Below are 21,802 nucleotides of genomic sequence, written 5' to 3'. Positions count from 1 at the left end.
GAGCTCCTAACGCAATGAGGTCAGGCGTCGCCAGCAGATGAGTGCGCAGGCCAGCTTGAGGAATGCCTCGTGGATGTCGGCGCGGATCTCCCAGCGGATGCGGAGGCGTCTGAAGGCGTGGAGCAGGGCGAAGGTCTGCTCGACGACCCAGCGCTGTTTGCCCAGGCCGGAGCCGTGCTCGGTGCCACGTCGGGCGATCAGCGGGCGAATCTGCAACTCGCGCACCAAGGCGCGGTACTTGTCGTGGTCGTAGCCACGGTCGGCGAGCACCACGTCCGGACGCTGGCGAGGCCGGCCACGCTTGCCGCGGACCTTCGGGATGGCGTCCAGCAGCGGGCGAAGCTGGGTGACATCGTTGCGGTTGGCGCCGGTCAAGATCACCGCGAGCGGGATGCCGGTGGCCTCGGTGATCAGGTGGTGCTTGCTGCCGGCCCGCCCTCGGTCGACCGGGGACGGGCCGGTCTGCGCCCCCCTTTTAACGCTCTGATCTGCGAGGAGTCCACCGCTGCCCGGGAGAAGTCGACGGCGTCAGCGGCCCGCAACTGATCAAGCAGGACCTCGTGCAGCCGCTGCCAGACGCCGGCCTTGTTCCACTCGGCCAGCCGCCGCCAGCACGTCATGCCCGAGCCGTAGCCCAGTTCCTGCGGCAGGTGCTCCCAGGCGATCCCGGTGTGCAGCACGAACAAGATGCCCTGCAACGCCAGCCGGTCATCCAGCCGCTTGCGCCCGGGATGGCGGAACCTGCGCTGGTGCTGGGGCAGCAGCGGCTCGATCACCGCCCACAGCTCGTCGCTGACCTCCCACGGCTTCAGCTTGGCCACCCGTGCTCCTCTCGCTCGACCACAGCGAGAGATCAAAGCACAACGTAGATCATTCTGTTAGGCGCTCTTAGCGGAGTGATCGGGGTGCGACCGTTGACTTCGGCTCCTACCAGCCAGGGCTGGGGCGATCGCCGGCAAGGCTCTCCTACATCGGGCCCTGCCACCGGGGGAGCATGGCTGAGGCGACAGCAACGCCCCCAGACGCCGACCCGCCCCACCGTCCACACCAACCAATGCTACGATCAGCGGGTAGCCGCCAACCTCAGGCTCGATCACTCCCATGCCTATTCGTCCAGGTCGAACGCTTCCAGCAGGCGCTCCAATGTGAATTTATTTCGTAGCTTGCAGGCACTGTTCTGGTTGGCAAACATCCCACGTGTCCATTTAGCCTGCTCACGAGGGACATCTTGAATCCAGGTAACGGGCACGACGTATTCCAAGAGCGTCTCGTCTTGGTCATCGCCCTCGTGTCGATAGCTCGCCTTCAAGTCGAGGTCCATGAAGCGCCGAGTCTCCCCATTGATCTCCAGCACCGCTTCCTTCGCCGGGCGGGCCTCGCCGATCACTGTGCCTACGCCGACGTAGCCGGTCTTGGGGATGCAGGTGAAGATGCGCGCTCCGATGGGCAGGTTGACCAGCGTCCGGGAGAACCAGGTGCCGCCCCCCGCGGATACGAAGCCGTAGCTCCGAGCGTCGTCCCAGCTACGATGCCCGTTGTCCTCTCCGAGAGCCACATACCAGTCCTGGCCGTTCCATGCCTCCTTGGTACCGCTCCGCTGTTTTACGGAGGCTGTACGCGACGGCTTGCTTTCGTCGATCAGCCAAGTACGGGCCAGGTATCGGCGATCGTCATCTTCGAAGTACCGAAAGAACACAACGTTGACAGGAACTGCAAACGAGCTGAGGTAGCTCACGATCCGCTCCGTAGCAGGGTCGGCGTCATGAGCAACGATTGTCAGTCGGTGGCCGGTGTTGAGTTCGTCCGGTGGGCCAGCGCCGAACACGTGAGAGAAGGCCACTTCGAAGGGGGGCTCCTGCTGGGACTCTGCGTAGATGGCTAGTACGTCGTCATGGCTCAGTTCCTTGGCCCATGAGGCGTAGTCAAGGATCTGGGCCACAACTTCGCGCGGTGTGCGGCCCCGCTTCAACTCCAGAACGTGCAGTACGCCGTCACCATCGACCCCAAGGAGGTCGATGATCCCGCCGAAGCTCGTGGTCACTTGCTGACCGATGATCATCAGGGGTTCGCCCAGGATCGCAGGGTCCCGGGCGATCAACGTCTCTAACTGGGATTCCAGAGGAATTGTGCTGGAGGTGATGCGAACGGGTTCGCCACTTGCGCCGATCCGCCAGAGTCCCACTTCATGCGTCATGTGCGCTCCCCATGGTCATGGACGCTTACGACTTGGCCGACTTCGCTCGCGCCGCCTGCAGAGCCTCAGCGATCGTGGCGAACTCGCCGAGCGCGGCCTCAAGGTCCTCCACGATCTCCTGGGCGATTACCTCAGGAGGCAGCAACGAATCGGCGTCCTCCAGTGCAGGGTCCTTCAACCAGGTGAACCCGAAGTTCGGCGACCGCTGCGCCAGTTCCTCTATATACGTGCTCATTCAACGCCCTACCTGTCCGCCTCATTCTTGATCAACAGGGCCTTGCCGGCTATCCCATACCTCCAGCTTGGTCTACTGGTGAAGCGCATTAAGTTTGACACGCCCAATTTCCGTAACGCAATGGAGTGCTTTGCGCACGATACGTATAGAGATGTCAAGTTGGATTATGGAACTCAACAGTTAGACATTACGGTTGGCCCGAAAAAGTGAGAATAGTGCGCGAATGCTGAAGCCATGGCATTGAGGCAAGGTGATACAAGCGAGGCGAGGGGCGCGAGTTCGTTGACCGAGAGTCCGCTCATCCCGCCTGGCCGCTGAGGATCTGCACCCACAATTCCCGCGCAGCCGGAGCGGACATCCACGCACTCTCCAGGGCACCCTCAGAACTCCCACCAGGATGGCGTCGGACGAACCACAGCCCGCTGGCCGCGCACAACTCGAACACTGGGTACATGCATGCGCACGTGTGATCGCGGACCCGCAGTCGGTCGGCTCGACGCTGGCTCGGTCTCCACTTCACGCGCACAGCGCCAGCCTGGGGCGCCGCCACGTGCGGACCGTGATAGTCGGCACGCGGAGGCCGACGGTCGCTCACGACCCCACCGCCATCCGCGTCTGGTCCCGGAGCAACGACACGAAGACCTCCGCGTCGTCCGCGCTCACGGTCTGCCGCAGCCCCTTGTCGACATCGGCATCCCTGAGGTGGACGCCGCGCCGGGTCGCGTAGAACACGCCCGCGTCGCTGCGAAACAGCGACCAGGCGGGGAACGCCGCGCGGAGAATCTCGAGGTCGTAGTGCTCGTTCGGGACCTGTTCAGGTGACATGCCGTGACCGTAGAAGCCGTAGCGTGAGTGAATGGATACAGTACGTATCCCCTCGCGCCGTCAGGTCATCAGGCCGATATGGTCCGCGAGCTCGCGTGCCTGCGGCCGCAGATTCGCCGGACCCGCCTGGCACAGGTCGAGGGTCATCCGGCGCGCGTACCCGTTGTAGCGGATGGTCTCCGGTGCAGCTTGGTGCGCGAGCTGCAGCGTACCGAGGACCGCCGCGTGGTCTCGCTGCAGCAAATGGGCGCGGGCCACCTCGATCAGATGCCGGCCGCGTCGCGGGCGGGAGGGGATGGGCACTGCCTCGGCGTGATCGCTCTGCCGGGCCGACTCCCCACTCTGATGGAGCTCGACCGCGATGGTGACGGCGTGCGGACGCATGATCACCCGTGAGAAAGAAGTCCATGGCTGGTAGTAATCGTCGGGGAGCCGGTCCGCGATCTGCGCCGCCTCATCCCAATGCCGCCACGCCTCGCCGATGTCACCCGTACGTGCCGCCGTGAACGCCAGCTCGAACGACAGCGCCCCCCACATCGCGAGCAGGTCCGTGTCCGGGTCGTCCAAGTGCGGATCGATGGCCGCCAATCCCTGTCTGTTGATCTCGTACGCAGCGTCGAAGTCGGCCGCGTCCCGATGCGCCTGTACGAGGAACCACACCGCACACGACAACGCCAGCGGGTCCTCCGACTCCTGCGCCGCGGTCAATGCCCGATCGGCCACCCGCCACAGCAGGTCCGGCGCGGGCTGGTAGGCGAGGAACATCTGCGTCAGGCCGTACGTCTCCGCGAGGAGTGCCTGGGCGGTCCGCCGATGCTCTCCGCGGTACATCCAGGCGGCCAGTTGCACGTCGCGGATCAGGTCGGGCAGCACCTTGCCGAGGGCGGTGCGGTGGTCGGGAGAGGCGTGCCTGATCCGCCACCCCGCATCGAGCCGCGCCCGGAGGCTGGTGAGCGGTTGTACGGTGCCGCCCGGCTGGATCGGCACGGCGTTGAGGGCGTCGCGGACAGTGCTCAGCGCCGGATGCCCTGAACCGGTGAACATCCGGACAGGTAGGGACTGGTCGCCGGTGAGCTCGCTCAGGTCACGGAGGCGCAGCGCCTCGGCGAGTTGCAGCAGGATCGGCAGCCGGGGATTCTGCTGGCGGCGGCCGTGCTCGACGGCCTTCAGCCAGCTCTCGGACTTGCCGACCAGGCCGGCGAGGACTTCACGGGTCATGCCGCGACGCTCACGCAGGTGCTGGATGCGCTGGCCGATCGTGCGTACCGGTGCACTGGAACCGCTGATGGCGTCGTCCACAGTCTGCCTCCCGGAAGGTGACTCCTTCAGGCTACGACGCACCCCCTTCGCCTGCCAGCGAATACAGCACGCGGGCGACGGCTGCTGAAAGCATCCCTTCGGCTCTTACCGAACGATGTACTGTCCGGATAGCCGTCGGGATGGATTGCGGACAGGTATGCCGGTAGGCGCCAATCTGGTTTTCCGAGAACAGCCCTCTTCCGGGCCAGCTCGTTCAGCGGAGCAGATCCGGTCTAGGGAATTGTCCTAATTGTCGTAGGTGCGGGCTCGAAAATAGGGGGCGGCTCGATGACGAAGTTCAAGAAGTGGAACCGTGCAAAGCATGTTGAGCAGGCTGGAGGGGAAGAAACCCTGGCTGAAACCCGGCGCATGGTTGGCGACCTCCTCGACGCTTGGCGGCTTACCCAGCCCGCAAGCACGTCATTGTCCGAGTCAAGTCAGAGGTACCGGGTGCCGCTCGCTGAGCGGGTGGGTTACATGCGTTGAAAGGACATTCTGGCTGAGCAGGTCGGATGGGCCGGCCTTTGTCCGAAACCCGAAACGATGTGCAATCACGCTCCGAGCCCGCACCGTCCGCGCGCACAGACACCCTCAAGCGGCGGTCGTACTGATCACGTAGCAGGGGCTATCGCCGCATGAAGGGGACGTCGTAGGCAGGAGGTTGGCCGTTCATCAGCTCGGTCAGGTCCTCATCAGTCAGGGCAAACTCGAAGGCGTTGCCTGCTTGCCGTGGTGTCCAGCCGTGCCTGAGCGCTGTCCGTATGATCGCCGCAACAAGCACCGGCCGTAGGGCCATCGACCGTTCTCCCCACCATGCGTCTGGCCGTGAGCAGGGGAGCGACACCAGAAGGACGCGACCCGACGCGTCGGCCAGTTCCACCGCGAACGTCATGGGACCCCAGCTGTTTCCCTGGCAATACGTGGGCTTACGACGGACGCGCCAGCGGTATACGGTGCCATCCATAGTGATGAGCCGCGAACCCTTCTTCGGGATCGACACGAGTAACCACCTGCCCTGTTCCGTGCGGATGCGCTGCGGGCGTTTTACGATCATCCGGCCGAACGCTGGATCCACCTTGCGCACTACGAACCCGATTGAGTCGGCCTTCTCCACTGTCCGGCTGCGGACCAAGGTCACCCGCGGTGCCGGTTACCGCGCGGCGCTCCTGGCGATGACGTTCGAGCTCATCGAGTCCCGCTTCGAACGAGGCGTACTCGTCAAGTGTGACGAGTACGCCGCAGCATGACCAGCCATGCGGAACGCCCGCTGCTTTTTATCGATGTCGACGGGCCGCTGCTCCCGTTCGGTGAGGACCCGCATCGTGAGCCGTTGGCCACCACACCCGGACCGCACGTGGCGCGGCTCACCATCGAGGTGGGGCATCGACTGGCGGCGCTGCCCTGCGAACTCGTCTGGGCCACCACCTGGGAAGAGGAGGCGAACGTCGAGATAGCACCCCGAATCGGGCTGCCACGTCTGCCAGTCGTGACCTGGCCGGAGTCATCCGACGAGCATGAACGCGAGGACCAATGGTTCAGGCTCTGCTGGAAGACCCGGACCCTGGTGAACTGGGCGGCCGGACGCCCGTTCGCCTGGGTGGACGACGACATCACCGACGCCGATCGCAACTGGGTCTCCACGCACCACAGCGGCCGTGCACTCCTTCACCACGTGGAGTCGTTCCGAGGACTCGCCGACGAAGACTTCGCGGTCCTCGATCAGTGGCTTCGAGCTCTGTGATTCCTCTGACGGACAGAAGTGAGGGCGGGGGTCAGTGAGTGACAATCTCGCCGAGGCACTGATGTGGGACGGCGTGCGCTGCGTGATCAGCATGTTCGTGGTCCACGCTTGGGAGATGGCGCCCGCACTGGATTTTCGAACGGACCAGGTGGTGCCCCGGCAGGTGAAGGTCTACGAACTTGAGGACGAGGATGGCCTCCTGCCGGGGCGGTGGGTGACCGAGTACGACCTGATCTTCGATGAGGTTCCCGAGCGGCTGCCCGGCTACTTGGAGGTCTGCCTGAGACGGGCCTGTGAGGTGGGCGTGGTGGCCTGCGCCTCCTCGACCTCGCCACCGTCGCCGCCGCGCCGGACAACCAGGGAGTCGACTTCCGTACGGACCTCCGCAGACGACTCTCAACAGCGAGCAGATGGCCGCTCTGGCGAGCATGCATCCAAGCTGGATCCGACACGATCATTGAGCGTGGCGGATACCTTCGCTGCGCTCGTATTCAGCCAGGCCGAGTTGCCTTGTGGGCAGAATGTCGGATTCGCGACTGGAGAACCTTCGATGTAGCTGAACAGAGCACGCTCGGCATCTACCTGGCGCGGAAGGTTCAACATTCTCGCCCGGATGGCAGGACGACGCCTTTACACTTCTCCAATGAGAAACCTCGGCGCCGGTTTTTGGTTCTCATGAAACAGGGCAAAAAGGGTGCGCGAAAGCCGGTCCAGCTCATTGCCGTCGGCAGCGCCGTGGCGACTGTGGCCGGTGGGGTAGCGACCAACCGGGTGGAGGGCCCTTGGTGGGTCCAAGGGCTGTGGTTCGCCGGCGCGGCGGTGACGTTGGGGCTGGCGGGATGGCTCACCCGGCTGGCGGATAAGCCGGGCATGGAGGAAAGTCGACAGGAGTCAGGCATGCACGAAACTCCCGGCACGCCGGATTCTGACCGCGAGGGCCTGTGGAATCTCCTGCGTATTCACGAACGCAACGTGCGCATTCTCGAAGAACAGGTCGCCAAGTACGCTGGAAGCGCTCCTGTCCACCTGCAAACCCAGCTCGAGGACGAGCGCGACCGCCTGGAAGCGGTGCGCGAGCGTCTTCGTAGCCAGCCGCAATGACGGCCGCCTACCGGATCGGCGCGTCCCTGTTTCGCGTCGGCTACGGCGACCTCACCAAGTCGACGGCTGAGGTACTGGTGAGTTCCGACGACAACTACCTGACCATGGGCGGCGGTGTATCCAGGGCCCTGTACCTCAAGGCGGGCAAGGAACTCGGTCTACATGCCAGGAAGCTGCTGCCACTCTCGCTGGGCGACGTGGGAGTGACAACAGCCGGGCAGCTGCCCGCCAAGTACATCTTCCATGCAGTCACCATCGACCTGGATCGCAATCTCATGCCCGACCCGGCGTGCATCAAGCAACTCGTGACCCGCTCGCTGGGCTTGGCGGAGAACCTCCGCGGACGAAGTATTGCCCTCCCGGCGCTCGGCACTGGCACCGGGCAGTTTCCGCTGTATGAAGGGGCTCAGATCCTCGTCCAGACGATCTGCGACCGGCTGGCGCGCGGGTCGTCACTGGAGGAGGTGAGCTTGATTCTTCTACCAGGGCGCGGGCTACAGGAAACCGACCTAGCCGTCTTCTACCAGCGGGCGGCGTCGCTCGCGGCTGTGGGCGGGCAGACCCGCAGACTCGCAGGAGCCGTACGGACGCTGGAGCGGTCGTCACAGGGAGAAGCGCTGGAGCGGCTGCGGCCCGAAATTCAGGACCTGCTTCAGGAGATCAGGGACGTTGCCGATGTGCTGCGACAGCGGCCTCGGACCCTGGAGGACGTCGACCGGTTGCAGAAGGGTACGTCCGCAGTGGACGCAGGCTGGCGCGCTGTCGAACTGGCGGACGACGTGCTGGTGGAGCCGCGCTGGCGTGACAGCCAAGTGGAGCGCAAGGCGCTGCAGACTCGGCTGGAGGGGCTCAGCACGTTGCTGAACGTTCATTACGGCTCGCTCAACAAACTTGAGATCGAGAAGGCTCGCTACGGGGGCGCAGGGGTGCCGATCATCCTGGAGAACCAGATCACGGACGTGACGGCCGAGATTGCACGGGTCGAGGATCTCATGCGGGTGACACGTCAGAAGATCAACCAACTCGGCTCCTGACGATCTGTACAACGCCCACCATTCCTGCGTAGCTGGCCGCCGTTTTCCGATGTCAGGGTCTCACCGACCCTTCGCTCTGGGGCGGCTCGCGCAGACCTCGGCCCAGGCCTGAGGACATCGCCCCCTCAGGCTTCTTGCTTGAGCGCGGAATGCACTGCGAAGAACCAGGCGTCCGCGTGGGGACAGGCATTCCTGATCGCGTCGATGCCGATCTCGGCTATGACGAGTGGGCCGTCGGAGGTCTTTCTGTACAGCGGAAACAGGCGCAGTAGACGCTTGGAAGGAGCGGTGCTGGCCCCGTCGTTGACCAGTTCGGCGCCTCGGGCGTGCGTCACGATTGCTTGGACGGCACGGGCGAGTGCGTCGTCGCCGGTGAGTTCGCCAAGTGCGTCGTGGCCCAGCAAGACCCACGCCTCCAGTTCGTGGAGTACGAGGTGTGGCAGGAAGCGAGGGTCCTTAATGCTGTCGGCCATGGCACGCTCGACGTGAGTTACACGGTCATGCGGCGAACCTGAGGGTCGTGTCGCCATGCCTGGCACGTCAGTGGGGAGTCCGTAGTAGTCCAGCATGGTCGTCAGGACGGTTATGGAGGAGTCGCCCAGGAGCAGGCGGATCTCTGAGGCGAGCCTGCCCCAGGTGGACAGCCCTCCCCTGTGAGAAGGGCCGCCCGCGGGACGTTTGGTGGTGAAGATGGACCATGTGACGTAGACATCGGAGCTGCGCAGGTAGGGCTCGATGACTTCGCGTACCACGGTCTCTTCGGTTTGGCCCTCGCACAGGATGTGCAGTCGGCGCATGCCCGTCACCACAACTCGGCCTGCGGCCTGCCGCCGAGCAGGTTCTTCTCCCACAACTCACCCAAGGAGTAATCCGCCAGCCAGTCGGCCAGCCCTGCGGGGGCGAGACGATTGAAGACCGATGCTCCCCTGTCACGCTCGACGACGATGAGGTCGTCCACCTCGAACTGGTTCATGAGCGTCACCGACTGGGTGGCGATCAGGACCTGACTGGCCCTGCTCGCGGCCCGCAGCATGTCGGCCAGTTGGACGATGGCGTAGGGGTGCAGACCGAGCTCCGGTTCGTCCAGCACGACGAGGTTGGGCAGGTCGGGCAGGCTCAGCAAGGTGGTGAGACAGATGAACCGGAGCGTTCCGTCCGACAGCGCGTCTGCGGGGAAGACGATGTCCGAGCCCTCCTGCCGCCACCGCAGCCGGAGCCGGCCGTTCTCCTCGACGAGCACGAAATCCCTGAAGAACGGCGCGACCTGCTGGATGGTTCGGACGATTCTCTTGTACGCGGCCCGGTCCTCCTGCTGAAGGCGGAGCAGGACGGCGGCGAGATTCCGGGCGTCAGGATGCAGCGCGATGTTGTCGGAGGCGAACCCTGTCTGCTTGACGGGCGCGTTCGCACTGGTGTCGTGGAAATGGAAGACGCGGCAGCCCCGCAGCGTGTCGACCACCTGCTCGGCGACGGACGACAAATCTTGCCCGTCGAGCTCATCGGGCTCATGGAAGAGGCGGGTCTCCCGATGCCCCCGTCCCAGGACACGTTCGTCACCAGGCGCACTGATGCTTTCGGAGCCGAAGATCAGCTCATCGCGGGCTGCCGGGATGAGCTCGGCCCGGTATTCGTAGGACGCGAATGTCAGGTGCAGGGTGATCTCCGGGATGCTCCTGCCGCCGCGATAGAGCAGGGCGGAGGCCCCACCCGCCTGGCCGACGAACAGGTTCAGCTCTTCGTCGACAATGCGGCCCAGCAAGGCGAGGACGGAGATGAAGTTGCTCTTGCCCGCACCGTTGGCGCCGATCAGAACGTTGAGATCACGCAACTCCACACCGGCGGAGCGGATCGAGGTATATCCCCTGATCCCGATCGACTGCAATCTCTGCGGCGCCATGTGCCCAGCTTAAAGTGAGCTGCCGCCCATACGGCCGATACGGGCACCCACTTCCGTGGACGCGCCACTGGCCCGATCCGCTGATCGTCGCCTATCGCGGTGGGCCAGTGCAGCGTGCGCGCCCCCACGCGCTTGCGCCGGCGCTTACCGCCTCAGGGCTTGGTCAGGGTCTGGAGGTCGCCCCGGACCAGCAACTGGTTGGCGAACATCGCGTTCGTGGTGTCGTTCAGGGTCAGTACGGCCCGCAGCACCGTGTGATCGTCCGAGCTGACCCGGTCGTGCGCGATCTCCGGGGCATACTTGTCGTACGTTCCGCCGTCACCCATGGTCCCCGTCGGGACGAGGCGGGTCGTCAGGGCGCGTTCGACGTCGGCGGCGGCGGAGGCCGCCGGCAGCACGCAGATGACGTTGACGGGCCGGGCGTTCAGGTCGACCGGGCGACGCAGCCCGACCCCGTACAGGGTGACGGTTTTACTGGGCGAAGTCATGATCGTGGCTGCGGCGACGTCGCCGAGACAAGTGGCCATGGCCGCGTACGCCGGCTTGTCGGCCAGCGTGGTCTCCCCGCCCAGGACGGCCGTGAGCGGTTCGGGGGCCGAGGCCGTGGCGACCAGGGAGTCGGTGACCACGACCTGGTTGAGCTGGTTGGTCACGCCGGGAACGATCGTGCGGGCCAGGTCGATCTCGTCGCCAGGGGAGAACGAGAGCCCTTCGTGGCCGCCCATCTCCCGAGGTTTGGCGCCGTGGGCGGTCAGCTTCTTGCGTACGGCGTCCGCATCCACGTCGCCGTCGAACCGGAACGCCTGCTGCGGAGGCACGCCGATCGAGATCGCCCGCGTACCGGCCGTGGGGGTCATGCCCGTGGCCTCCGGCAGGGCCGCCGCGGCTGAGGCGAAGCTGCCCAGGCCGGAGACGGATGCGGGTAACCAGCGGCGGGCCTGGTCGGCGCCCGGCTTGACGCCCAGATCGCGCCACCAAGCCGGTTCGCCGTACTCGAAGTACGCGGCGGCGGGTCCCTCTCCGGAGACGGCGGCCATCGCGTCCTTGAGGCCGCCTTCGCCGGCGTTCTGCCCACATCCGGTCAGGGCCAGGAGCGCTGTCAGTGCCACGCCAATTTTTCGCATGGGCGGGAGCGTAGTTGGTTCAGTCGTTCAGGTGGGCCAGGGCGGTGCTGGTCACGCGTACGGCGTCGTCGATCCAGGCCGGGACGGGTTCGCCGATGATCGGCCGGACGATGCCGTAGGGGGAGTCGCGGCAGGCGAGCGCGATCACTTCCATCCCGTGCGGTGTGATGCGGCCGTAGCGGCGTTCGGTCAGGCGCCGCAGGTGGGCCGCGACGGGGTCGTTGAGGTGGCGGAGCTCGTCCTGGAGCTGGGGCGGGGCGGTGGCGACCAGGTCGGCGTAGCGGAAGACGGTCATCATGCGGGCGTCGCGCGGGTGGCGGCGGCAGAAGTCGGGAATCCAGAGCGCCGTGCGCACGATGGCCTCGATCGGTTCGTCCGTGTCGGCGGCCGAGGTGAACCCGGCCTGGAACACCTTGATGGAGCGGATCCACGCCGTCGCGAAGAGCACGTCCCTCGATGGGAAGCGGTGGTAGATCGAGCCCGAGGGGGCTCCGAGCAGCGCGGTGACGTGGCCGATGGTGGCCGAGCGCCAGTGCTCGAAGGCCGCGTCCCGTGCCGCGTCGAGGATCTGGTCGTGGGTGAACGAGGGACTTCTGGGCATCGCGATGAGTTTATCCGCTACGGTTGTTCTAGAGAGCGTTCTCTAATTGGTGGTCGAACTCCTGCCCCAGTCGCTACTGTCGCCCATGACGCACCCTGCCCCATGAGTCCGTTTTCTGGCGGTGGCGTTCACGGCTTCATCGTGTGCCTCTTCCTTGACGCGCCGGGGAACACTGCCACCAGGTGCTCCTCGCCTGCCTCGTTTACCCGTACGTAGACGCGGAGCCGGTAACGGCCCTTGCCCTTCATCGCCAGGTTGGGCATCGGGGCGCCCGCGCCGACCTCGCCCCCGCCCATCTCCGGCACGGTGAGCCGGCCGCTGCGGCTGGTGATCGGCACCTCCTCGACCAGCTGCCACCCGGTGGTCCGCCGGGGCGGCGCGGCGCGGAACGCCTTCACGGTGAGGCACAGGTCAGAGACGTCCTCGATGTGCCCGATGAGCGCGGAGCTGCGGCCGACGGTGACGAGATCGTCGTCGCCGCTGTACAGCTTGTCCGCCTCCTCCTCGGCCGCTTCGTCTCCGGGGTCGTGGACCAGGTAGCCGGGATCGCCGTCCACGAACAGGAAGTATTTGGCCGTGGCCTGGACGACACCCTTCGTACGGGGCCACGGGTCGCGGCACTTCGCGTTCTCCTCGGCGATGTAGGCGTCGTTCGCCGCCTGCGTCTCCTCGGTCGAGCGCAGGAGTTCGGGATGGGTCGCGCCGATGACCTCGGGGCAGACGTAGACGAGGTCCCACGGGTCCACGCCCCAGGACGGCCGTGCGCTCCCGGCGCGCGTCAGGATCGCCACCTGCTCGTCGCGGTCCTTCGCCCTGCACAGCGCCCGCCCGTACGAGAGGATCGCCTGGTCCGACATGCTGTCCGGGAACATGGGCGGGACTCCGCCGTCTATGCCTCGCGCCACGCACAGGAACGCGGCGTCGCGTTCCGCGGGTTTCAGGTCGCCGAAGTTGGGCCGGTCATAGCAGCGCGCCGACCAGGCGGTGTAGGTGAGGTGCGCGGACTGCTCGGGGTGGATCATCGCGATGACAGGCAGGACGGCCACGGTCGCCACCGCGACGCGGATCATCCGCCGCCTGGCGGGCGGAAGATCCGGTACGGGGTTCTCGGCGGGCAGCTCGCGGGCCGTCGCCGCCATCCACACGGCGGTGACGACCCCCACGACGTCCAGGATGACCGGCATCGCTGGACCGCCGCCGATGGGGAGCCGTCCGGCGAGCAGGTTGAGCGGGATCACCAGCGCGTAGACACCCATGGACGCCCATCCCGCCGCCAGCGTGCCGCGGCTCCATCGGCCGTCACGCCACTGCCCGACGACCGTGAGGACGGTCGCCGCCACTCCGCCCAGCATCAAGCCCAGCCCGATGACGTCGCCATAGCCGAGCTGAGGGAGGTCGAGGTCGTCGAGCAGCTGGTCGGCCACCCCGGCCAGCTCGACCGCGAACGCCGCTGCGGCCGCCGCGCGCAACAGGCGGGACCGCCAGCGGATGACGAGCAGGTAGAGGACGTCGATCGCGGTCCACAGCGCGAGCTGGGATGCCGTGTCGACCGCGTCGGGGAGCAGCCCGATCGGGTACCACAGCACGAGGGCGTACGCCACCGCCAGATACAGCAGCCGGCGCAGCGCTCTCGCCCGGCGGTCCAGCGGTCCCGGCAGGGGAGTACGCAGGATCAACCACAGGAACGCGGCCTTCACCAGGGCGGCCACGAGCAGCATCACGGTCGTCGAGGTGTCGAAGTCGCCGCGCTCGTCGTACGGCGGCGACCATTCGGCGGCCACCCAGAGCCAGTCGTCGCCGAACACCAGGCCCGCGACGGTCGCCGCAAGAACCAGACCTACTAAGCCAATCCTGATAATCCGCCATAAATGATCTGAAGACACGGGACGCGAGCTTATCGCGGTATCGGGTTACAAGCGGCCTGTCACCCTTTGGGGGTGAACAGCCAAAGCTGATGGCTTTCGTCCCAATCCAGAACGCGATCCAGCAGCCTGCGCATCTCCGGAATGCCGTCCACGGCGTCCTGCTCGACCTTGAGCACATAGACGCCGAGCCCCTCATCGAACCGTACGGTCGCATAGTGGTGGTCCTCGCAGACCAATTCGCGGACCATACGCCGGCCGCGCAATGTCCTCTTGAGGAGCTGAACGACGGCGAGCAGCTCTCTTTCCGCGTTGAGCCGGCATTGAATGTGCCCGCATCGCGCCGCGAAAGGGCGGACGGCCCAATGCCGTTCCATGTCCTTCTTCCACGCCGCCCAAAGGCTCGCCCGCGCCTCGTCGCTGTCGGCCGGAATCCACACCTGATGCTCGCCGTTCCAGGTGCCACCGGGCACCAGACCCTCGGGAAGCTCTCCAGCCGGGACCAGCACCAAGCAGCCGAGCTCCTCGTGGAACTTGACGGTCGCGAAACGCACTCCGTCCGCCTCGAGGTGCCATTGGCTGTCGTTCGCGAAGTCCTGTTCCAGGCAGTAGTGCAGGAACCGGTGAATCGCCTCGCCGGCCTCTTCCCGCAACCCGTCCTTGTCCGTACGCTCGCGGGCGAAGAGAATGACCAGGTCGTGCATGCGCCAACGTTCGGGCGGAATGCCGTGCTCCCATCTGTGCTGCTCCAGCAGATGGGCTCGGCGCAATTCCAGAAGGTGTGGCCGGATCTCCGGGGGAGTGGTTCGGCACAGCACCGCCGCGCCCTCGGTCGTCAGATACGGCTTCACCGGGGTGCCGGTGAGACGCCAGAGTTCGAGAATGTCTTCGTCGACCGTGTAGCGCGGATTCCAGGCCAGCAGCACCAGCAGGCGCCGCAGTTTCTCCGGCAGATGTCTGTACGACAACCGAATGGCAGCCCGGACACCCCGCTGCTTCTTGTCCGGGTATTTCAGCTTGTCCAGCCGTCCATGCTCGTCGGCAAGGTCATCGGCCAATGCGGCCAGCGATCCGAACCTGTCCCCTTTCAGCAGGGCGGCGGCGATCTGCAGGGCCAGTGGCAGCCGCCCGCACAGCCGCATCAGGCGGCGGGCCTGCTCGGCGTCCTCCTCGATGCGCAGGTCGCTCTCGTCGGCCAGGCGCAACGCGGTTTCGAGCAGCTCGATCGACTCATCGACCGTCAGTGCGCCGAGCTCGTACGTGTAGGCGCCGGCCAGGGACGGCAGCGAATGGCGGGACACGGCCAGGACCCGGTGGCCGCCGGTCCCTGGCAGCAGTGATTCAAGCGCGGTGACGGAGGCCACGTTGTCGACCACGATCAGGAGCGCGTCGGAGCGCTTGGCCAAGGTGGAACGGAGGATCGCGGCCCGCGCGGCCTCGCCGGCGGGCAGGTCGCGCACGCCCAAGGGCCACAGCAGGCCCTCCAACACGGATCCAGGTGCTGCGGCATTCCCGGCGTAACCGTCGAGGTCGGCGAACAACGCGCCGCCGGGGAAACGACCACGGCGCAGTGCCTCATAGGCCACCCGCAGCGCCAACGCGGTCTTGCCGACCCCGGGCATGCCCGTCAGCACCACTGTCCGCCGGTCGCCCAGCGCTGCCAGCACCTTCCCGACGGCACGCTCACGGCCTACGAACCCCTCGGGCTCGGCAGGCAGGCTCGACAGGGCGGGCTGCCTGGGCGATCTGTGCCGGTCGGCCTCTTCCCAAAGCTCACGCCAGATGATCTTCTGGGCTGCCCACCAAGTTCCTCTTCTTTGCCCGGCGGCGGAACCTCAGCCATCTGCAGCAGCACGCGCACCAGCTCCCACATTTGCGGGAAATCCCGGGGCACCCGATCGTTGCGTAACCACTCGTTGACGGTGGTCTTGCCCAGCTTCCGCGCGCCGGTGAGCCGGCCGTTCGCCTTGGCAATTGCCTGCGTCTGCTGCAGTCCGGGGACTTTCTCCTCCGCCCGATCCCACAGCAGCCTCAGCTCACGCCCCAGCGCCGTCATATGCCCGGTCCAATCCGACGCGTCCAATCTCGCAGCCGTCGGACAGCGCCGTGAGCTGGGGATTTCGATTCCCGAACCAATCCGTCCAATAAATCTTCACCCGGCGTGAAGCCCACGCTGAACTGATGCCCATGAAGCCCGAGACACTGATGCTGCTGCCGATCTGCGTGACCTTCGCGGCCGTGCTGATGGTCGCCATCGCCATTCGCGGATGCACCCCCGGCGAGCGCGCTCGCGTGCTGCGCGCAGTCGCGGAAGTCATTCGCGCCTTCTGGGGAAAGCGATGAACGCATCGTCTCATCATGCGGCAATGGCCAGAGAGGCAACAATAAGATCGCTGTTGTTGCGACGCGACAGCGACGGGAGCCTGGATGAGCGACCCCGGCGGCTTCGGCCCCCTGACGATGGACGAACGCGAGTCGATCGGCCCCTACCGGATCGTGGGCCGGATGGGCGCGGGCGGCATGGGGGTCGTCTACGCGGGGGTCGCGGCCGACGGCGCCCGGGTCGCGGTCAAGGTCATCCATCCGGGGCTGGCGGCGGACCCGCAGTTCCTGGCCCGGTTCGTCCGTGAGGTGGAGCTGCTGTCGCGGGTGAGGGGGCGCTGCGTCGTCTCGGTGCTGGACGCCGACACCGGCGCGATGCCGCCCTGGCTGGCCACCGAGTTCGTTCCGGGGCCGACGCTCAGCACGTACGTCCAGCAGAACGCGCCGCTGCCCCCCGACAGGCTGCTCTCGTTCGGCGTGGACATCGCCGAGGCGCTCACCGACATCCACCGGGTAGGCATCGTGCACCGCGACCTCAAACCCGGGAACGTCATCCTCGCCGACTCCGGCGCGAAGGTCCTGGACTTCGGCATCGCGCGGGCCCTCGACGAGAGCGGGCTCACGGGCACCGGCGCGCTGATCGGCACGCCCGGCTGGATCAGCCCCGAGCAGTACCGGGGCGACCAGGCGGACGCCGCCGCCGACGTCTTCGCGTGGGGCGCGCTGATGACGTACGCGGCCACCGGGCGCCCGCCCTTCGGCACCGGGGCTCCCGATGTCCTCGCTTATCGGGTCATGGGCGTCGATCCCGACCTGTCCGGGGTGCCGAAGGAGGTCCGTCAGCTCGTACGGAGCGCGCTCGCCAAGGACCGTACGGCCCGGCCGCCCGCGCAGGAGGTGCTCGCCCAGCTCACCGCGATCAGGTCGGGCACGGGCCCGACGCCGGTCACCCTGCCCTTGACGACGCGCACGAAGGTCCTGCCGCCTCCGGCGGTGCCCGCCGATCGCAAGTTGATTCCGGGATGGGCCGCTGCGGCGGTGGCCGTCGCCGTCGTGGCGGTCGTGGCCGGGGGAGCGGCACTGGCGTCGAGCTCCGGGCGAGGACTGCTGGAGGCGCTGCTCAGCCCGAGCGGAAGCCCGACCGCGACGGCGACGTACGAGGGGACCCCGGACCCGAGCGACGAGCCCAAGGACCAGCCCACGGACGACGCCACCACGGACCGGCCCACAGATGACGCCACCACGGACAAGCCCGCAGATGACACCGAGGACGAGACGGCGACCCCGGAGGAGACCGAGACACCAGAGGAGACGCGCAAGCAGCCGACCGCCGCCGCGCGCCGCTCCACCGCCCCCGTCCCGTGCGCGTCCAAGAGCTCGATCCTCCGCGAGGTCGCCGCGCTGAACGGCGGCAGCCTGCCGGGGGACGCCACCGTCGCGGCCCGGCTGTGCGTGGGGAACTGGGTGGCGGCCAAGATCGAATCTCCGAGCGTCGGCGGCATTGACCTGATCGCCACGCGCAACGCCACCCGCTTCCTGGACGGCGACATCGGCAGCAACCTCTGCTCGCGCGACTACGGCTCGAAACTGGTGACGGCCGCGCCCGCCCGCATCACGTCGTTCCTCTGCCCCAACGGCGTCGACTGACCAAAGGGGTCAGGCCTCCGGGGCGGGCCACCAGGCAGGTCACGGCTGATCGGCTGATCATCCGTGGATGACAGGGCCGGGTCGTTAGGGTCGGCGGCATGGAGGACGCGAACGAGCCCGTCACCGGCTCCCTGCACCACGTCGAGATCTGGGTGCCCGACCTGGGCCGCGCGATCCGGAGCTGGGGCTGGCTGCTGACGGAGCTGGGGTACGAGGTGTTCCAGGAGTGGCCGGACGGGCGGAGCTGGCGGCTGGGGGCGACGTACGTGGTGCTGGAGCGGTCGCCGGCGCTCACCGCCGGCGGCCACGACCGGCTGCGTCCCGGCCTGAACCACCTCGCCTTCCACGCGGGCGGCCGGGCCGAGGTGGACGCCCTGACCGAGCGGGCCGCCGCCCACGGCTGGACGCTGCTCTTCCCCGAGCGTCACCCATACGCCGGCGGCGAGCGGCACTACGCGGCCTATCTGGCGGACGAGGACGGCTACGAGGTGGAGCTGGTCGCGTACGGCGAAGGCTGAAGTGGGCCTGTCTCCCGTATATCCGGTGTGAGATTCTTCGGAACGGAAACGACGGGGGGCGTCTTGACCAGGGTCACTTTTCTGGGGACCGGTAATTTCACGGGGATCGGGCGCTATTGGAATGGATTCGTGCTCGACGATCACATTCTGGTCGAGCCGTCGCCCACCGCGCTGCCCCACCTGCGCCGATGCGGCATCGACGTGGCCGGCCTCGACGTGGTGGCGATCTCGCACTTCCACGCCGACCACACGTTCGGCTGGCCTTTCCTGCTGCTCGAACTGCTGCACCGGCACGCCGCCACGCCGCTCCACGTGGTGGGGCCGCCGCGGGTCGAGCAGTTCCTGCGGACGATGATGGACGTCGCCGGCGTTCCCGGCATCCACGAGGAGGCGCACGAGAAGCTCGACATCCGCTACGTCGAGGTGGACTGCTCGTGGCAGGTGGCCGGCCCGCTCAAGTTCCGGGCCGTGGAGGTGGACCACGTGCCGCAGCTCGACTGCTACGGCTACGTCTTCGAACGCGACGGCGGGACCGTCGGCTACTCGGGGGACACGCGGCCGGGCGCGGGCCTCGACGCGATCGCGGCGGCCAGCGACACGCTCATCCTGGAGTGCAACGGCCCGCACCATCCCGCCGCGGGGCACATGGAGGTCGCGCACGTGGAGGCGTTGCGTGAGCGCTTCCCCGACCTGCCGTTCGTGCTGACGCACCTGGGGGCGGGGGTGGAGGCCGGGCACATCGAGCGCTGCCTGGTGCCGGACGACTTCCAGACGGTGGAGATCTGACCGCGGGCGATCGCTGTTAGGGTCGTGCCCATTCTCTTGATCACCTAGAGCATTCCGTCTTGCAGGGGGAGGGTCATGCGGACCATGAGCAAGATCGCCGTCGTCGCTTCCGTGCTTGCCGCCTCGGGCGCCGCTCCGGCGGCGGTGGCGAGCGCGCGGACGGCGCCCGCCTTCGTGGCCTATCACGACGTGAGCGCCGCCGAGAGCGCCAAGCAGGTACGCCGACTCAAGGACCAGGGCTACCGCCCGCTGACCGTGAACGTCTCCGACGGCGAGCGGTACGCGGCGGTCTGGGTCAAGGGCGGCTCGTCGCAGTGGAGCGTCCGGCAGGGCATGTCGGTCTCCGACTACCGGCAGCGCTTCGACGCCGCGCTGAAGGAGGGCGTCCAGCCGGTGTCGGTGTCGGCGACGGGCCCGGCGGGCTCGGCGGTGTTCGCGGCGGTCTTCGAGAAGAAGGCCGGCAAGGTCTACGCCCGCCACCACCTCACCGGGAGCGAGTTCGCCGCGGCCGACAAGTACGCCGCCGGCCAGGGGCTCGCCCTGACCTCCGTGGACGCGTACGGCACGCCGGACGACGTCCGCTACGTGGCGGTCTGGGCCACGAACCCGGGCGGCGCCTGGTCCTTCACCTACGGCCTGAGCCGCGCCCGGCACGAGGCCGAGTTCCACGCCAGGAAGGACAAGGGCTTCCGTCCGGTCAAGGTCGCCGTCGCGCCCGACGGCACGTACGCGGCGGTGTGGCGCAAGGACGGGCTCAAGTCGTGGGCGCACTACATCGACATGAGCGCGTCGGGTTACCAGGCCCGGTTCGACGAGCTCAAGGGCAAGGGGTTCAAACCGGTCCAGGTGAACGCCGAGAACGGCAGGTACGCCGCGGTCTGGGAGTGACGGTCACCGTACGCGGACGCGGACGTTCCCGGTGCCGCTGCGGGCGACGATGGCGGCCGACGCCTTCGGGTCGTTCCTGACCTCGGAGGCGACGGAGCCGTCCTTGCTGCGGGCGGTCACCGCGTACGAGCCCTTCGGCACCGTCGCCGTCACCCGGCCGTCGGCGGACTCCAGGTCCAGGTCGGCCGGGGCGGTGACGAAGGTGACGTCGATCGCGCCGTCCACGGTGCGGGCGCGCACCGCCGGAGAGGTCAGGCCGGTGGCGGTGATCGGGCCGTCGCTGCGCAGGCGCAGGCGGCCCGAGGCGGTGTCCACCTGGATGTGCTCGCGCGAGACCGCGTCCACGTCCTGCTTGAGCTCCTTGAGTATCACGCCGTCCGGGGCCTCCACCGTGACGTGGACGGCGGGCGGCACCTTGACGTGGTAGCGGGCGCCGCAGTCGCCGACGATCATGGTGCAGTCCGCGCCGAGCCGCAGGACGCCGTCGCGCAGGGACCAGGTGGCGTTGCCGTCGCCGGCCGCCTTGCCGCGTACCCAGCGTTCGACCTGGACCGAGCCGGCCGCGCCGGGCAGGACGCGGACGCCGCCCAGCGAGGAGACGATCTTCAGCTCGGTGCCCGTCACGGGGAACGCGCGGGTGGCGCGGACTTCTTCGGCGTCGAGGCCGCCGCATCCGGCCGTGGTGAGGGCCGTCAGGGCCGCGACGGCGGTTGAGGCTGCGATCGCAGCGAGTCGCGTCATGGGACCGATCTTCTCGACGAGGGGCCCCGCCCTCATCGGCCATCTGACCGACCGCCATCGGCCAGATGGCCACGAACCCAACAGAGAGCTAAAGGGCTGCCAGGAGCGCCCGGACGTGCCGCAGCGGGTCGGTGAGGTCCAGTGGCCGGACCACGACGGTGTCCGCCCCGGCCGCCGCCAGCCCCTTGACGCGCTCGGCGGCCTCCTCGGCCGTGCCGGTCGCCATCACCACGTCCTCGGGCGCCACCCCCAGGAACCCCGCCTGCTCCTCGATCAGCCCGCGATCGACCGTGTAACCGTCGCCGACGCCGAGGAAGGTGAACATCACCACCTCGTGCCCGTCCCCGGCCCCGATGGTCTCCCGCATGGCGGTGAGCTGCGCGGGCCCGACGCCTTCCGGCAGGATGGTGCCGTCCGCCACCCGTCCGGACAACGCCAGCGACCTCGGCCCCTTCACCCCGGCCAGCAGCGGCGGGACGGTGGCGGGCGGGTGCACGAGCGAGACCCCGTCCAGCCGGACCTCCCGGCCTTCCAGCGTCACCGTCTCGCCCCGCAGCAGCGCCCGTACGGACGTGATCGTCTCCTCCAGCAGCGCCAGCGGCGACGCGGGGGCCGCCCCCGCCCGCCGCATCCATTCCCCTACGCCGTGCCCGATCCCGGCGGCGAACCGCCCCGGGTGCAAGCGGGCGAGGTTGCCCAGCTCCATGGCCAGCAGCACCGGGTTGCGCAGGGGGGCGGGGGCGATGCCGATGCCGACGCGCAGGCGGGAGGTGACGGCGAGGGCGGTCGCGGCGGAGGTGAGGCCGCCGGCCCAGCCGAGGTCCTCGACCACCCACAGGTCGTCGGCGGAGCTGGCGTCCAGCTCCCTGGCGAACGGCACGAGCCGCTCGGGCGGCAGGCCCCGGTCGAACATCACGCCAAGTCTCACGGCTTCCTCCAGCAGTTGCGGAACACCCGGCCGACACCGAGTATCCAGCAACGGGAGGA

General features: G+C 67.6%; 24 protein-coding genes and 1 pseudogene. 10 read left to right on the top strand and 15 right to left on the bottom strand.

What is annotated here, in order from left to right; genetic code table 11:
• Positions 1-6 precede the first annotated feature (6 nt).
• From SMD20_RS24230 to SMD20_RS24205, 6 genes are all read right to left on the bottom strand, one after another.
• A protein-coding gene (locus tag SMD20_RS24230) for an IS5 family transposase (protein ID WP_442942607.1) occupies positions 7-812 on the bottom strand; the annotation gives its coding sequence in 2 pieces (ribosomal slippage) (positions 7-464 and positions 464-812; 807 coding nt in all).
• Between the two features lie 293 nt (positions 813-1,105).
• A complete protein-coding gene (locus SMD20_RS24225) occupies positions 1,106-2,194 on the bottom strand; it encodes an endonuclease NucS domain-containing protein (protein ID WP_329584849.1) in 1,089 nt (362 codons plus the stop codon).
• 25 nt (positions 2,195-2,219) lie between these two features.
• A complete protein-coding gene (locus SMD20_RS24220; RefSeq protein WP_329584847.1) occupies positions 2,220-2,429 on the bottom strand; it encodes a hypothetical protein in 210 nt (69 codons plus the stop codon).
• A gap of 591 nt (positions 2,430-3,020) precedes the next feature.
• Complete coding sequence (locus SMD20_RS24215; RefSeq protein ID WP_329584845.1) at positions 3,021-3,254, bottom strand: hypothetical protein; 234 nt, start codon at positions 3,252-3,254, stop codon at positions 3,021-3,023.
• Positions 3,255-3,314: 60 nt separating this feature from the next.
• Positions 3,315-4,553 carry a helix-turn-helix domain-containing protein gene (locus tag SMD20_RS24210; protein ID WP_329584842.1) on the bottom strand — a complete coding sequence of 413 codons (1,239 nt, stop codon included), beginning with the start codon at positions 4,551-4,553 and terminating at the stop codon, positions 3,315-3,317.
• 625 nt (positions 4,554-5,178) lie between these two features.
• Positions 5,179-5,628, bottom strand: a complete 450-nt coding sequence (locus SMD20_RS24205; protein ID WP_329584840.1) for a hypothetical protein — start codon at positions 5,626-5,628, stop codon at positions 5,179-5,181.
• On the opposite strand from SMD20_RS24205, the pseudogene SMD20_RS24200 reads away from it, so the two are divergent.
• The 5 genes and pseudogenes from SMD20_RS24200 to SMD20_RS24180 form a co-directional block, all read left to right on the top strand.
• A pseudogene (locus SMD20_RS24200) lies at positions 5,581-5,800 on the top strand (IS256 family transposase); the annotation flags it as partial. The gene SMD20_RS24205 and the pseudogene SMD20_RS24200 sit on opposite strands and share 48 nt — an antisense overlap.
• The gene (locus SMD20_RS24195; RefSeq protein WP_329584838.1) at positions 5,797-6,294 is read left to right on the top strand and encodes an HAD domain-containing protein; all 498 of its coding nucleotides are present in this window, start codon (positions 5,797-5,799) and stop codon (positions 6,292-6,294) included. The pseudogene SMD20_RS24200 and the gene SMD20_RS24195, both read left to right, overlap by 4 nt.
• Positions 6,295-6,328: 34 nt before the next feature.
• Positions 6,329-6,850, top strand: a complete 522-nt coding sequence (locus SMD20_RS24190; RefSeq protein ID WP_329584836.1) for a hypothetical protein — start codon at positions 6,329-6,331, stop codon at positions 6,848-6,850.
• Between the two features lie 119 nt (positions 6,851-6,969).
• Positions 6,970-7,395, top strand: coding sequence for a hypothetical protein (locus SMD20_RS24185; protein ID WP_329584833.1), 426 nt, complete (start codon positions 6,970-6,972; stop codon positions 7,393-7,395).
• Positions 7,392-8,429, top strand: coding sequence for a macro domain-containing protein (locus SMD20_RS24180; protein ID WP_329584830.1), 1,038 nt, complete (start codon positions 7,392-7,394; stop codon positions 8,427-8,429). Before SMD20_RS24185 ends, SMD20_RS24180 begins: the two co-directional genes overlap by 4 nt.
• A gap of 125 nt (positions 8,430-8,554) precedes the next feature.
• Here SMD20_RS24180 and SMD20_RS24175 read toward each other — a convergent pair whose 3' ends face one another.
• From SMD20_RS24175 to SMD20_RS24145, 7 genes are all read right to left on the bottom strand, one after another.
• Positions 8,555-9,226 carry a DUF4276 family protein gene (locus tag SMD20_RS24175; RefSeq protein ID WP_329584826.1) on the bottom strand — a complete coding sequence of 224 codons (672 nt, stop codon included), beginning with the start codon at positions 9,224-9,226 and terminating at the stop codon, positions 8,555-8,557.
• Between the two features lie 5 nt (positions 9,227-9,231).
• Positions 9,232-10,326 carry an AAA family ATPase gene (locus SMD20_RS24170; RefSeq protein WP_329584823.1) on the bottom strand — a complete coding sequence of 365 codons (1,095 nt, stop codon included), beginning with the start codon at positions 10,324-10,326 and terminating at the stop codon, positions 9,232-9,234.
• Between the two features lie 152 nt (positions 10,327-10,478).
• Entirely contained in the window at positions 10,479-11,450 is a 972-nt protein-coding gene (locus SMD20_RS24165; protein ID WP_329584820.1) for a hypothetical protein, read from the bottom strand.
• A gap of 19 nt (positions 11,451-11,469) precedes the next feature.
• Positions 11,470-12,051 (bottom strand): TetR/AcrR family transcriptional regulator, encoded by a 582-nt coding sequence (locus SMD20_RS24160; RefSeq protein WP_329584817.1) that lies wholly within the window; start codon positions 12,049-12,051, stop codon positions 11,470-11,472.
• Between the two features lie 128 nt (positions 12,052-12,179).
• On the bottom strand, positions 12,180-13,856 hold the full coding sequence (locus tag SMD20_RS24155; RefSeq protein WP_329584814.1) for a hypothetical protein: 1,677 nt from the start codon (positions 13,854-13,856) through the stop codon (positions 12,180-12,182).
• A 119-nt stretch (positions 13,857-13,975) separates the two neighbouring features.
• Entirely contained in the window at positions 13,976-15,580 is a 1,605-nt protein-coding gene (locus tag SMD20_RS24150; protein ID WP_329584811.1) for an ATP-binding protein, read from the bottom strand.
• Between the two features lie 23 nt (positions 15,581-15,603).
• Positions 15,604-15,969 carry a hypothetical protein gene (locus SMD20_RS24145; RefSeq protein WP_329584809.1) on the bottom strand — a complete coding sequence of 122 codons (366 nt, stop codon included), beginning with the start codon at positions 15,967-15,969 and terminating at the stop codon, positions 15,604-15,606.
• Positions 15,970-16,100: 131 nt separating this feature from the next.
• On the opposite strand from SMD20_RS24145, the gene SMD20_RS24140 reads away from it, so the two are divergent.
• The 5 genes from SMD20_RS24140 (at position 16,101) to SMD20_RS24120 (ending at position 20,074) form a co-directional block, all read left to right on the top strand.
• A complete protein-coding gene (locus SMD20_RS24140; RefSeq protein ID WP_329584807.1) occupies positions 16,101-16,256 on the top strand; it encodes a hypothetical protein in 156 nt (51 codons plus the stop codon).
• A gap of 84 nt (positions 16,257-16,340) precedes the next feature.
• Positions 16,341-17,882 (top strand): serine/threonine-protein kinase, encoded by a 1,542-nt coding sequence (locus tag SMD20_RS24135; RefSeq protein ID WP_329584805.1) that lies wholly within the window; start codon positions 16,341-16,343, stop codon positions 17,880-17,882.
• A gap of 98 nt (positions 17,883-17,980) precedes the next feature.
• Positions 17,981-18,400: a VOC family protein gene (locus SMD20_RS24130; RefSeq protein ID WP_329584803.1), complete on the top strand. Its 420-nt coding sequence runs from the start codon at positions 17,981-17,983 to the stop codon at positions 18,398-18,400.
• A gap of 129 nt (positions 18,401-18,529) precedes the next feature.
• Entirely contained in the window at positions 18,530-19,186 is a 657-nt protein-coding gene (locus SMD20_RS24125; RefSeq protein WP_329584800.1) for an MBL fold metallo-hydrolase, read from the top strand.
• A gap of 84 nt (positions 19,187-19,270) precedes the next feature.
• Positions 19,271-20,074 (top strand): hypothetical protein, encoded by an 804-nt coding sequence (locus SMD20_RS24120; protein ID WP_329584798.1) that lies wholly within the window; start codon positions 19,271-19,273, stop codon positions 20,072-20,074.
• Positions 20,075-20,077: 3 nt separating this feature from the next.
• On the opposite strand, the gene SMD20_RS24115 is transcribed toward SMD20_RS24120, so the two are convergent.
• Both SMD20_RS24115 and SMD20_RS24110 read right to left on the bottom strand, forming a co-directional pair.
• Positions 20,078-20,815 (bottom strand): DUF4097 family beta strand repeat-containing protein, encoded by a 738-nt coding sequence (locus SMD20_RS24115; RefSeq protein ID WP_329584795.1) that lies wholly within the window; start codon positions 20,813-20,815, stop codon positions 20,078-20,080.
• A gap of 88 nt (positions 20,816-20,903) precedes the next feature.
• On the bottom strand, positions 20,904-21,743 hold the full coding sequence (locus SMD20_RS24110) for an LLM class flavin-dependent oxidoreductase (protein ID WP_329584792.1): 840 nt from the start codon (positions 21,741-21,743) through the stop codon (positions 20,904-20,906).
• Positions 21,744-21,802: the final 59 nt, after the last annotated feature.

Origin of the sequence: Nonomuraea sp. LP-02 (assembly GCF_036289125.1) — a bacterium.
GTDB classification, from domain to species: domain Bacteria; phylum Actinomycetota; class Actinomycetes; order Streptosporangiales; family Streptosporangiaceae; genus Nonomuraea; species Nonomuraea bangladeshensis.
The sequence above is the reverse complement of the archived record's forward strand: the minus strand, read 5'-3'. Positions and strand labels throughout refer to the sequence as shown.